This window comes from Streptococcus sp. CSL10205-OR2 (assembly GCF_025660655.1).
In the GTDB taxonomy this organism is placed as follows: Bacteria; Bacillota; Bacilli; order Lactobacillales; family Streptococcaceae; genus Streptococcus.
This window is the reverse complement of record NZ_JAOTIN010000003.1, coordinates 74,508-87,767: the sequence shown is the minus strand read 5'-3', so window position 1 is coordinate 87,767 and position 13,260 is coordinate 74,508. Positions and strand designations below refer to the sequence as shown.

Annotated in this window: 11 protein-coding genes; 1 reads left to right on the top strand and 10 read right to left on the bottom strand. The window is 35.5% G+C overall.

Annotated features, from left to right (window positions below; genetic code table 11):
* Positions 1-118 precede the first annotated feature (118 nt).
* From N7659_RS02770 to N7659_RS02730, 9 genes are all read right to left on the bottom strand, one after another.
* Positions 119-1,159, bottom strand: coding sequence for a SepM family pheromone-processing serine protease (locus N7659_RS02770; RefSeq protein WP_263275704.1), 1,041 nt, complete (start codon positions 1,157-1,159; stop codon positions 119-121).
* Positions 1,137-1,637 carry a pantetheine-phosphate adenylyltransferase gene (gene coaD / locus N7659_RS02765; protein WP_263275703.1) on the bottom strand — a complete coding sequence of 167 codons (501 nt, stop codon included), beginning with the start codon at positions 1,635-1,637 and terminating at the stop codon, positions 1,137-1,139. Before coaD ends, N7659_RS02770 begins: the two co-directional genes overlap by 23 nt.
* Positions 1,627-2,166: a 16S rRNA (guanine(966)-N(2))-methyltransferase RsmD gene (gene rsmD, locus N7659_RS02760; RefSeq protein ID WP_263275702.1), complete on the bottom strand. Its 540-nt coding sequence runs from the start codon at positions 2,164-2,166 to the stop codon at positions 1,627-1,629. The genes coaD and rsmD overlap by 11 nt, the downstream gene beginning before the upstream one ends.
* A gap of 215 nt (positions 2,167-2,381) precedes the next feature.
* On the bottom strand, positions 2,382-3,329 hold the full coding sequence (gene arcC / locus N7659_RS02755) for a carbamate kinase (RefSeq protein ID WP_263275701.1): 948 nt from the start codon (positions 3,327-3,329) through the stop codon (positions 2,382-2,384).
* A gap of 14 nt (positions 3,330-3,343) precedes the next feature.
* A complete protein-coding gene (locus N7659_RS02750) occupies positions 3,344-4,678 on the bottom strand; it encodes a dipeptidase (protein WP_263275700.1) in 1,335 nt (444 codons plus the stop codon).
* 20 nt (positions 4,679-4,698) lie between these two features.
* Positions 4,699-6,192 carry a YfcC family protein gene (locus tag N7659_RS02745; RefSeq protein ID WP_263275699.1) on the bottom strand — a complete coding sequence of 498 codons (1,494 nt, stop codon included), beginning with the start codon at positions 6,190-6,192 and terminating at the stop codon, positions 4,699-4,701.
* A 76-nt stretch (positions 6,193-6,268) separates the two neighbouring features.
* On the bottom strand, positions 6,269-7,282 hold the full coding sequence (gene argF / locus N7659_RS02740; RefSeq protein ID WP_263275698.1) for an ornithine carbamoyltransferase: 1,014 nt from the start codon (positions 7,280-7,282) through the stop codon (positions 6,269-6,271).
* 17 nt (positions 7,283-7,299) lie between these two features.
* Positions 7,300-8,529, bottom strand: coding sequence for an arginine deiminase (gene arcA, locus N7659_RS02735; RefSeq protein WP_263275697.1), 1,230 nt, complete (start codon positions 8,527-8,529; stop codon positions 7,300-7,302).
* Between the two features lie 258 nt (positions 8,530-8,787).
* The gene (locus N7659_RS02730) at positions 8,788-9,468 is read right to left on the bottom strand and encodes a Crp/Fnr family transcriptional regulator (RefSeq protein ID WP_263275696.1); all 681 of its coding nucleotides are present in this window, start codon (positions 9,466-9,468) and stop codon (positions 8,788-8,790) included.
* A 202-nt stretch (positions 9,469-9,670) separates the two neighbouring features.
* Here N7659_RS02730 and N7659_RS02725 point away from each other — a divergent pair, with 202 nt between their 5' ends.
* Positions 9,671-10,147, top strand: coding sequence for an arginine repressor (locus N7659_RS02725; RefSeq protein ID WP_263275695.1), 477 nt, complete (start codon positions 9,671-9,673; stop codon positions 10,145-10,147).
* A 255-nt stretch (positions 10,148-10,402) separates the two neighbouring features.
* Here N7659_RS02725 and N7659_RS02720 read toward each other — a convergent pair whose 3' ends face one another.
* Positions 10,403-13,048 carry a valine--tRNA ligase gene (locus N7659_RS02720; protein ID WP_263275694.1) on the bottom strand — a complete coding sequence of 882 codons (2,646 nt, stop codon included), beginning with the start codon at positions 13,046-13,048 and terminating at the stop codon, positions 10,403-10,405.
* Between the last annotated feature and the right edge of the window lie 212 nt (positions 13,049-13,260).

Genomic DNA, 13,260 nt, shown 5'->3' with positions numbered 1-13,260 from the left:
TTATACACTATTTTTCTTTTTTTGTAAGTGAAGACAAAAGATTAACAACATATTTGATGACATGACTACCTAACAAAAACGAAACACAGAATAATTTATTTCTGCATTTCGTTCACTTTTAATGTTCTCTTAAATATGCAATCGCTTCTTCCACTGTCTTAACAGGAACAATTGTCATGTCTGTTTTTAATGCTTTAGCAGCTTCTAAAGCTTCCTCATAATTGGTTTTGGCGTCAGGGTTTATTTTTTTGAGTTCATCAGGCACTGGATTGTTAGGGGCAAAAAAGATAGTTGCACCAATCTCATCAGCAGAGACAACTTTTTTATCAATGCCACCAATATCACCGACAGAACCATCTTGTTCAATGGTTCCTGTTCCAGCAATAATACGTCCCTTTCTTAAATCCTCATCAATGAGTTGGTCATAAATATCAAGAGTAAACATCAATCCAGCACTAGGTCCACCAACACCTTCAGTGTTAAAGGTTACTGGAATTTCAGTATTAACTTCAGTATGATCAACTAAACCAATACCGATACCATTTTTGCCATTTTCTAGTTTTATAATTTTACCCGTTGCACTCTCCTCATTACCATTTGATGTGTATTGAACGGTAACATCATCATCAATCTTTAAACCACTCACATAGTTAATCAAATCTTGTGAGGACTCAAAGCTTTTACCATTAACACCTGTTACAGTGTCGGCAAGATTGAGGACATTTTTAAAGGTTGAATCCTCAGAAACACTAAGAACATAAACCCCTTGATAGTCTAATTTAGCTTCTTTCCCAGCCAACTTTAAGGCTTGGTAAATGGCACTATTTTGTGAAGTCTCCATGTAAAACTGATTGATACGCCAGTAATCTTCTTGACTATAGCCTCCGGTTGTCTCTTCAATACTTGTAATATCTGCAAAAGGTGTGAGCCAAGAATAGATAATTTGTGCAAGGCTAGCACGACTCACAGTTACCGCAACAAAGTTATAAGAGCCTTCTTCATTATCATCAGTTTCATTAACGGTTAAAACACTTCTAATATCATAAGCACCACCTGGGGTTTCCATGTAATAAGGAAGGGGAATCGCAACCGCACCAATCATAAATAATACTGTAAAAAGAGTAACGAACCACCATTTAAATTGTTTTATTGTTTTCACTAATTCTCTCCAATTCTTCTACGACACTATTTGGGACAAACTGAGAAATATCTTGCTTAAAGTGCAATAATTCTCTCACACGACTTGAACTAATCGATTGCAAACTAGGTTTTGATAACAGATAAACCGTTTCAATAGTTGAAGACAGATGATGATTAAAAAACTCAAGCCCCATCTCATAATTCAAATCTTCAGAATTTCTTATCCCTCTAAACAACACACTGGCACCAATTTTTTTGGCAACATCAACAGTTAAGGTGTTACTAGACGTTATCACTGTGATATTATCAAATTCTGCCAAAGCATTGACAAGCATCTTTTCTCTTAGTTCTTTAGAAAACAAGGTGGTTTTTTCCTTATTGTAAAACAAACCAACATAGAGTTTATCAACTAGTTTTGCTGCTCTTTTAATGACATCAATATGACCCGTTGTGACTGGGTCAAATGTGCCTGTATATAATCCTATTTTATCTGACATAAACGGTTACCTTACTAATTCCATAAGTTTTTTGTTTCCAAATTCCAAAATCACTAACTTCTTCTGGTAGTGATACAGTTTTATCTGTTTCACAAACAATCATCACATCTTTTGAAAGAAGACCTAGCTCTTCTAGTTGAGAAATCGTCTTGACAATCTCTTCTTTAGCATAGGGTGGGTCTAATAAAACTAAGTCAAATTGACCATCTAATTGGGCTAATGCTTTTTTAGCATCCATCTTTAAGAGTTTCAATTGGTTTTTAGTCTTAGTCATTTTAATGTTTTCTGCAATGACTTTTTGAGCACGATAATCTTTTTCTACCAAAACTGCTTCTGACATTCCTCTTGAAACAGCTTCAATGCCTAAACTCCCACTGCCAGAAAAAAGATCCAAAGCCCTACCACCATCAAAAAAAGGACCAATCATACTAAAAATAGCACCTTTGACTTTATCTGAGGTTGGTCGCGTGGTTTTGCCATCTAGGGTAATAAGTGGTCTACCACGAAATTGACCAGCAATTACTTTCAAAATGTCACCTCCTGATACCATTTATTGATTGAAAAGACGATTGATAATTCTTTATTGACTATTATTTTACCATATTGCATTAAATTCAGCTTAAAAATGAATTATCTTGATGAAATAAAGTAACATTTTTTATCTTTCAAAAAGAAATGTCGTCATTTTATACAGCAAAAAAGTCCCTCTTTTTTAAGAAGGACTTTTAAGGGTAATTAAAGTTTTCAATCTTTAACAACTTGTGTCCCACCGTCTCCTGTTAAAACATTTCCAATATTTTCAAGAGAAGTGATGATGGCTTTACCTTCAGGATAGTTTTCTACAAAAGCAATAGCTGCTTCCACTTTAGGTAGCATACTTCCTGGAGCAAATTGGTTTTCAGAAATATATTGTTTCATTTCTGAAACCGTCACTGTTTCTAATTTTCTTTGGTCTGGTTTGTTGTAGTTGACATAAACATTATCAACACCAGTTAAGATAACAAATAAGTCTGCTTCAACTAATTCAGAAAGCGTTTGGCTAGCAAAATCTTTATCAATAACTGCCTCTACACCAGTGAGTTTATGAGTGTCTGGGTCTTCAACCACAGGAATTCCCCCACCTCCAGCACTGATAACAACAACGCCTGAGTTAACTAAAGACTTAATCACATTAGCTTCTTTAATCCCTACTGGTTTTGGCGAAGGGACTACTTTACGCCAGCCACGACCAGCATCTTCTTTAAAGCTAGCTTTAGTTTCAGCTTCTTGTTTTTTAGCTTCTTCTTCTGTTAAGAATGGACCAATTGGCTTGGTTGGATTTTTAAAGGCAGGATCATCTTTAGAAACAATCACTTGAGTAACAATGGTTGCCACTTCTTTTTCAATACCTTTTTCTTGCAATTCATTGACAAGTGCATTATCTAACCAAAAACCAATACTACCTTCTGTCATCGCCACACAAGTATCTAATGGCATGGCAGGATTTTTTTCAGAATCAGCTGCAGCTTGTTGGAGTAATAAATTGCCAACTTGTGGACCATTACCGTGAGTAATAATTAAATCATCACCATTTTCAATAAATTTAACTAATGATTTTGATGTTTGGATAAGAGCTTCTTGTTGTGCTTTTGCAGAAGCATCTGTTGAAAGAATAGCATTTCCCCCCAGGGCAACAACTATTTTTTTTCCCATATTTTGTTCCTCCATTATAAAGTTAATAAGCGATAAATCGTTTCAGCATAAATAGCCATCGCTTGATAAAGATCATCTAGTGGAATTCTTTCATTCTCTTGATGTTCAGTTAACAAAGTATGAGGGAAAGCAGCACCAAAAGCGACACAGTTTTTCATGGTTCTAGCAAAAGTAGCACCACCAGATGTCATGGCTGGAGACATATCTCCCGTCATTTCTCGATACACTGCTAATAGGGTTTGAATTAATTCACTATCTAGTGGAACATATAATGGACCAACATAGTCAAATTCTTCATAAACCAAACCATATTGAGCGACTGTTTCTGAGAGTTGTTTCACTAGCTTTTCTTTATCGGCTAAAACAGGAATTCTCATGTCTATTCGAATCTCTGAATAATTTTTATCAATGGTTAAGCCAGCAACATTAAATGATAAACGTCCAGATGGTTCATCTTCAACAATACCAAATAATTGACCGCCAGTTCCATCATGTCCAACATGAGTTAGCAAAAAGTCAATGGCTGGGTGTGATTGAATAGGAGATAATCCTTCAAGCAATCGGATAATAGCATTAACACCTTCTGCTGCATCTTTAGAGTGTTTAGCCTCTCCTAAGACAACAACACTATTGTCTGTTGTTTCATAAGCATAGCCTAAACGTGTTAAGTTTTCCATTAATTCTTTTTGATTGTCACCACTGTAACTAGCTTTTCCAGGGACGACATTAAAGGCATCACCTAAGTTTAATGAAAGATTTGAACTACCTTTGCCAGTTATTTTGACTTGTAGTAACCCTTTTTCAGCATAGGTAAGTGGGAAACTTGAATCAGGGGCAAAGCCCATATCAGCGACTTCTTCAATTTCATTATAGCGAGCCATACAACGCCACAATGTTTCTTCGTCAGTCCCATAAATGAAACGAACACGTTTATTAAAGGCTACACCAGCGTCAAGTAATGCTTTGACAGCATACATTGCTGCTACTGTTGGTCCTTTGTCATCTTGAGAACCACGTCCAAACAGTTGATTTTCCTTAATAACAGCTTCAAAAGGATTAGTTTCCCATTTGCTCAAATCTCCAGCAGGAACAACATCAAGATGGCAGAGAACAGCAATTAAAGTCTCTCCCTCACCAATTTCTGCATAGCCATAATAGCCTTTAGGATCAATATAAGTTTGAAATCCTAGGGTCTTAGCAATGTCAAGTGTTGTTTCTAATGCTTTCTGGATATCTTTGCCAAATGGTGTTCCGGCTTCCCCTTCATTTAAAACGGAAGGAATAGCAATCAATTGTTTAAGAGTGTCAACACATTGTTGTTGATGTGACTCAGTAATAAAATCTTTCATATCATTAAACCGTTTCTAAATTAGAAGAATGTTGCAACCACTAAGATAAGGATGCTTAATACAACAATTGCGACAATCAATTTACCAACATATTTCCACCAAGTAGTGATATCTACACGACCCAAAGCAAGACCACCCATCACAATCCCTGATGTTGGTGCAATAAGGTTTAAAACACCAGATGCTGCTTGGAAGGCAGTGATGATTAAGTGAGTTGGAACTTTAGCGAATTCTCCCAATGGACCAAGAATACCCATAGTTGCCCCAGCAAGACCTGAAGTTGATGGGATTAAAAATGACATTGGTAGATAGAAAATATAAGTCAAAACGATAAATACTTGAGAAGAGAGTCCTTTTAGTCCTTCTTCTCCCCAGTGTAGAATGGTAGCAGTAATTTGACCATCATTCATAACGACTTGAATACCACGAGCTACTGCAACAATTAGAGCAACACCTAATAAATCAGCTGCACCATTAAGAAAGGCTTTGAAGAATCTATCTTCACCCATTTTAGAAACAATACCAACTAATACTCCCATAAAGATAAAGAGCATTGTAATTTCTTGGAAATACCAATCTCCAAGTGGAAGAGAATGACCAAAGAATTGACCAAAGACTGGAAGACCTGTTAAGAAGTCATTAATGGCTTCAAAGATATGAATGCCAAATCCAGACCATGGAATCAAACTAATAATCATGATTAGGAAAGTGATAATAAAGATCCAGAGTGTTTTTCTTTGACTCTTAGTTAAGTCTGATTGAACATCAACTGGTTTAAAATGTTTTAGGTTCTCTTCTCTTTGTGCGTAAACATAAGATTTGGTTGGATCTTTTTCAATCTTACTTGCATAGCTATAAACATAGAAAATGGAAACTCCAAGAATAACAACGAAAAATACCACACGCCAAATGGCACCATCAGCAATACTGATACCAGCAGCATCCGAAGCTACACCGGTTGCAAAAGGGTTAACAGTTGAGGCTAAACACCCGACTTGAGAACCAATCAAAATAATGGAAACAGCTGTTATAGTATCAAAGCCTACAGCTAACATCACAGGAATAAGTAATGGGTAAAAAGCCATCGTTTCTTCACCCATTCCGTAAGTAGAGCCACCAAGAGCAAATAGTATCATCAAAACTGGGATGAGCATTTTTTCTTTGCCTTTAAAGTTTTTAACTAAAGAGGCAATCCCTACATCAAGAGCACCTGTTTCAGTGACAACACCCAAAAAGGCACCAACCATAATGATAAAGAAGGATACTTCAATAGCCCCACTAGTGATGCTATTTCCAATCATCCCAACAACAGGAGCCATCACCACTTCATAAAAACCTTGAGGATTTTGTTCAACCGTTTCATAAGTTCCTGCTATCAAATTTCCTGTTTCTTCACTAACTTGGTACTGACCAGCTGGAATAATCCAAGTTAAAATTGCCATAACAGCAATAATTAGGATAAGTACCGTATAGGATGAAGGCATTTTAAATGCCTTTTTTACTTTTTCAGTCATAAATTTCTCCTATCTATAGAAAAACTGCTCTGGTCCTGATTTCAAGAATCAAAACCAGAACAGTTTGATCTGTGGATTATACTTTTGGAATAAAGAGATCTCCTAAAGTAACTGCCATAACGGCTTTAATAGTATGCATACGATTTTCTGCTTGATCAAATTGGCGACCATGCTTACTTCTAAAGGCACCATCGGTAATCTCCATACTATCAATACCAAATTCTTCTTTGATTTGTTTACCATATTCTGTTTCTGTATCATGGAAGGCTGGTAAACAATGCAGAATAATGAAATCTTTATTATCAACAAGTTCTAATAACTCTTCATTAATTTGGTAAGGCTGTAATAAAGCGATACGTTCTGCAAATTTATCTTCTTCACCCATTGATACCCATACATCTGTATAAAGCACATCTGCGTCTTTCACAGCGGCTTTTACATCAGCGGTGATTTTAACAGTTGCACCAGATTCTTTAGCATATTTTTCAGCCATTTCAACTAATTCTGGTTCTGGGAAAAGAGATTCAGGAGCAGCAATAGTGACATTAACACCAAGGATAGCACCCGTTACTAATAAGCTGTTTGCAACATTATTACGACCATCACCACAATAAACTAAGGTTAATCCTTCTAGCTTACCAAAGTTTTCCTTAACAGTAAGGTAGTCTGCAAGCATTTGTGTTGGATGCCATTTATCAGTTAAACCATTCCAAACTGGAACACCTGAGAATTTAGCCAAATCTTCAACAACTTTTTGACTAAAGCCACGGAATTCAATACCATCAAACATGCTACCAAGAACAATAGCTGTATCTTCAACAGATTCTTTTTTACCTAATTGAATATCATTTTTACCAAGATATTCTGGGTGAGCTCCTAAATCAATAGCTGCAGTTGTAAAAGCAGCACGTGTTCTTGTTGATGTTTTTTCAAACAAGAGAGCAATGTTTTTGCCTTCTAAGTAACGATGCCAAACATGACGTTTTTTCAAATCTTTCAAATGTGCTGAAAAATCAATAAGATACTCTAATTCTTCACGAGTGAAATCAATTTCCGCTAAAAAACTTCTTCCTTTAAATACTGATGTCATTAGTTACTCCTTTATTATTAAATATCTTCACGAATAATTGGCATTGACATACAACGTGGTCCACCACGCCCTCTAACCAATTCACTTCCTTGGATTTTATGTAATTTTAATCCTGCTTCTTCCAGTTTCTTGTTTGTGACTACGTTACGATCATAAACCACAACTTCACCTGGTGCAATAGTTAATGTATTTGAACCGTCATTCCATTGTTCACGCGCAGCAGCAACTAGATTAGAGCCACCACAACGAATGAGTGTAACATTATCAAGACCAAGGTTTTTAGCTAGAATATTTTCCAAGGTATCTTTTTCTTCAGTAATGCGAACACTGTCACCTTCAGGTACCACAGAGAAGACACGTAAACCACCTTCAATTTCTGGATGGATAGTAAATTTATCATAGTCAACCATGGTAAATACTGTATCAAGATGCATGAATTTACGATTATTTGAAATTTCAAAAGCCAAAATTTTCTTAAATCCTATGTTAGCTGAGAAAATATTAGCCATTAATTTTTCAATTGACTCAGCATCAGTTCTTTGGGAAATACCAACTGCCAAGACATCTTTTGAAAGAACTAATTCATCTCCACCTTCAATACGAGTTGTTTCCTCACGATTATAAACAAAAGGAATATCAGCATCTTTAAAGCGTGGATGATATTTGAAAATGTATTTAGCATACAAGGTCTCACGGTTTCTTGTTTCAGCGTACATGTGATTCAATGAAACACTATTACCAATTGTTGCAAATGGGTCTCTAGTGAAGTAGAGGTTTGGCATTGGGTCAATAGCAAACGGATAATCAGATTCTACCAAGTCTGCTAATCCTTTATCAGTAATTTCTGGTAATTCTACTTTCTGAATACCAGCCATTGTTTTATTGATTAATTCTTGATTATCTGTGATATCAAGCAGTAACTTACGAATACCTTTTTTCGTTTGTTTTCCTCTAACATTAGCTTCTGAAATGTATTCGTCAATAAATTCTTCTTTGATTTCTTGACTCGTTAACGACTCAGCTGCTAATTGTTCCAAATACAATACTTCTACACCACAGTCTCTTAAAACTTGTGCAAAACCATCGTGTTCTTTTTGTGCTTGCTCTAAAAATGGAATATCATCAAACAATAATCTTTCAAGGTAGTCAGGAACAAGATTTTCTAATTCTTGACCTGGTCTGTGAAGAAGAACTGTTTTTAATCTTCCAATTTCAGAGTAAACATGGATTGGTCCTCGTTCAGTCATTGATAGACTCCTTTCTTTTTTTGCAATGTATATAACTTCATAAGAACGTTGTTCTTATTTATCAACACCTTTATTGTAATCGTTTTCAAAGTTAAAAAATGTGGTCTTTTTAACAGAGGAAACGTGATATTTTTAACACAATTTGGAGATTAAATGGAAGTTTATCAAAATTAGAAACTCTTTACTAGAATAATTACCGTTTTTATCAAAAAAAATAATAATTATAATCATTTAAAAAGTGATAATTTTTAAAAATTCTTATTTAATGTACTTCAAAAAGTAGTCTTTATCCAAATAAGACAATTTTTTATGCTCAAAATGGATAATATTGTTTTCCTTAAGTGGCTTAAGAACATGACTAACTGTTTCTCTCGTCGTTCCACTCATATTGGCTATATCAATGGTTGTGATTGAAAAAGGCAAGTCCATTTCATCAGTACATTTATCTACCAATAAAAACGCTAGGGTCTGTATCACTCGATCTTTTGCACTAGAGGTAACCATATTCCTAATTCTAAACTCTTGAAGATGTATTAATTTAGACAATTTTTGACACAACATTTTCATTTGATATTTATTGCTCAGTGAGTAGGATTCATAAACCTCTCTTGGAAAACAAATGTATTCAATAGATGTAATAGCAACAGCTGAAAAATGATAAGTTTTATCTAAAAAAATACCACCATAAGGAAATATAGTATCTGTGTTGACATAATCAATATAGATAAAAGACCCTGATGAGTCACTTTGCTCTAATTTGACATGCCCTTTTAACAGAATATACATCTTTTCCAAAGGATCGCCATCAAAAAACAAGATCTGATCCTTAGGAACCTTATGGTAGGTCATCATTGCTATGAGTTGATCGAATTGAGAAATGGATAGATATTTAAAATCATCCAATCTCCTCAAATGTTGGTAGAGTTCTTTTCCAACCATTTCTGACTCCTTTTCATTTTTTGCTATCTATTATCATCTATTCTTATCATTATTATAACATAACAATTTGTATTCGTCTTTTGAAATCAGTATAATTTAAAATTTATAAACTCATACTATTGTCATAAATTAGAATTTTCTGTTATAATTAAGTTAGTAGAAACTTGTAAACATTTCCAATTTATTTAGAAAGGACATTATTATGAATAAAAAAGAAATACGACACCAACTTATTTTATCTCTCATTTCCGAGAATAAAATAAATACACAGCACCAATTACAGCAAGAACTCAAGAATAAAGGTATCTCTGTCACACAGGCAACCTTATCTCGAGACATGAAGGATTTACATTTGGTAAAAATATCAGATGAAGATTCTTACTATACTGTTCACAGTATCGCTCCTGGACGTTGGGAACATCGCCTTCGCTTTTATATGGAAGATGCGCTTGTTATGCTAAGACCTGTACAACATCAAGTTATTCTTAAAAGTTTACCTGGTCTTGCCCAATCATTTGGTTCAATCCTTGATGCTATGCAAATTCCTGAGATGGTTGGAACAGTCTGTGGTGATGACACTTGCTTAATTATTTGTGAAGATGCAGAAGGAGCAAAACGTTGCTTTGAAAAATTAAGTGAATTTGCCCCACCTTTCTTCTTTAGTAACCAAATTAATTAATCCCTAAAAACTAGCAACAATTGTGTTGCTAGTTTTTTTACATTCAAAATTTATGCTTATAATAATCACTTTTTTAAGATAACATTTTAAATCTCTTCAAAAGAAGTAATAGAAAAACTATCTTGGAAATAATCTTTCAAATGAAACAATATTAGACTGCCTAATAAATAAGAAAGAAATTCTCTCACTAAAAAAGGATAAAAATGATTGTTTTTATCCTTTTTCTTTATCTTAGTTTTTACCCTAAACGAGAGACTACTGTAATTTTTTCATTTCTTCAATACGAGTCAGAGTCGCATCATATTTTTGTTGATAGTCTGCTTGTTTTTGACGTTCTTTTTCAACAACTTCAGGTTTGGCATTAGTTACAAATTTTTCATTGGATAATTTTTTGCCAACCATATCGAGTTCTTTCTTCCATTTTGCCAGTTCTTTATCTAAACGTTCTAATTCTTCATTAACGTTTAATAAATCAGCTAACGGTAGGAAAATTTCAGCACCGCTAATCACACTAGACATAGCAAGTTCTGGTGTTTCTAAACTAGCACTAATTTCTAAATGATCTGGGTTGGTAAATCGTTTGATATAATTTTGATTGGCATTAAAGAATTGTTCTAGATTAGCTTCTACTGTTTTAATCAGAATCGTAATTGGCTTACTTGGTGCCACATTAACCTCACTACGCGCATTACGAACGGAGCGAATGAGGTCTTTAAGACTTTCTACACCCTTGTGAGCAGATTCGTTTTCAAAGATCGGATTAACAACTGGGTAGTCTGCTGTCACGATAGAACTCGTTGAAATGTGTTCAAAGAGAGCTTCTGTGACAAACGGCATGATGGGATGAAGGAGTCGTAAAATCTGATCTAACGTATAGAGCAAGACTGAACGTGTCACCGTTTTTTCTGCTTCATTATCACTATAAAGCACTTCTTTGGTTAGCTCAACATACCAGTCCGCAAATTCATCCCAGATAAAGTTGTAAAGGATGTGCCCAGCAACACCAAATTCAAATTTATCAAAGTTTTCAGTGACTTTACCTATTGTTTCGTTGAGATTATGAAGAATCCAGCGATCAGTCACATTTCCAGCCTCTTCTTTGGCAACTTTTTTGACAGTTTTTTTGGCTTCCTCTATGGTTAAGCCTTCATTATTCATTAAGATATAACGTGAGATATTCCAAATTTTATTAATGAAGTTCCATGAGGCATCCATTTTCTCGTAGCTAAAACGAACATCTTGTCCAGGTGCAGAACCGTTTGACAAGAACCAACGTAAAGCATCTGCCCCGTACTTGTCAATAACATCCATTGGGTCAATCCCATTACCTAGAGATTTAGACATTTTTCGTCCTTGTTCATCTCTAATTAAGCCATGAATTAACACATTTTTAAATGGTGCTTCTTTGGTGAATTCTAAACTTTGGAAAATCATTCGAGATACCCAGAAGAAAATGATATCATAGCCTGTTACAAGTGTTGAGGTAGGGAAGTAGCGTTTAAAATCATCGTTTTCTTCATTAGGCCAGCCCATGGTTGAAAATGGCCAGAGAGCCGAACTAAACCAAGTATCAAGAACATCCTCATCTTGAACCCAACCTTCTTCTTTTGGTGCTTCTTCACCAACGTAAATCTCTCCAGCTTCATTATACCAAGCAGGAATTTGATGCCCCCACCAGAGTTGGCGTGAAATAACCCAGTCATGAACATTTTCCATCCATTGTAGGAAGGTATCATTAAATCTTGGTGGGTAAAAAGTGACTTGATTATCAGTAGACTGATTTTGAATGGCTTGTTTAGCCAGTTCATCCATCTTGACAAACCACTGAGTGGATAAGCGAGGCTCAACCATGACACCTGTTCTTTCAGAGTGCCCAACACTATGAACACGTTGTTCAACAGCAACCAGATTGCCTAGTGCTTTTAATTTTTCGACTACTGCTTTTCTCGCCTCAAAACGGTCCATACCAACAAATTCACCAGCTAGTTCATTCATGGTACCATCATCATTCATCACATTGACTTGAGGAAGATTGTGACGTTGACCAACAAGAAAGTCATTCGGGTCATGTGCTGGTGTAATCTTAACAACACCTGTTCCAAATTCTGGATCAGCATGTTCATCAGCAACAATCGGAATTTTCTTATTAACTATGGGTAAAATAACATGTTTACCAATTAATTCCTTGTAGCGTTCATCTAAAGGATTAACAGCAACCGCCACATCACCAAACATGGTTTCAGGACGAGTCGTTGCCACTTCAAGGGCACGAGAACCATCTTCAAGCATATAGTTCATGTGGTAAAAAGCACCTTCAACGTCTTTGTGGATAACCTCAATGTCAGATAAAGCTGTACGCGCTTTAGGGTCCCAGTTGATGATAAATTCACCACGGTAAATCCATCCTTTTTGATAAAGGGTTACAAATACTTTTCTAACTGCTTCTGAAAGTCCATCATCTAAAGTGAAACGCTCTCTAGAATAATCTAAGGATAGACCCAATTTACCCCATTGTTCTTTAATCGTTGTGGCATATTCATCTTTCCACTCCCAGACCTTATCCAAGAATTTTTCACGTCCTAAATCATAACGTGAGATATCGTCTTCTGCAAGACGTGCCTCTACTTTAGCTTGCGTAGCAATCCCTGCATGGTCCATCCCTGGTAACCACAAGGCATCATAACCTTGCATGCGTTTTTGACGGATAATAATATCTTGTAAAGTCGTATCCCAAGCATGGCCTAAATGCAGTTTACCAGTAACATTTGGAGGTGGAATAACAATAGAATAGGGTTTACTTTCTTTCTTTCCAGAAGGCTTAAACACTGACTCTTCTAGCCATTTCTCATAACGTCCAGCTTCAACCTCATTTGGTTGATATTTCGATGATAATTCTTTCACTCTCAACTCTCCTTTATTTTTTTAGAATTTAAGGTTTATTTAAGCTAGGATGATTATACTATAGTCATCCTAAAACTTTTCTTTTTCATAAATCTCCCTGAAACAACACATGACTCATGTGTTGTTTCTTTTTGTTTAGAAAAATAAATAAAAAGTCCCTATCTTAACGATAGGGACGAATAGTTATCCGCGGTACCACCCATATTCGGGCA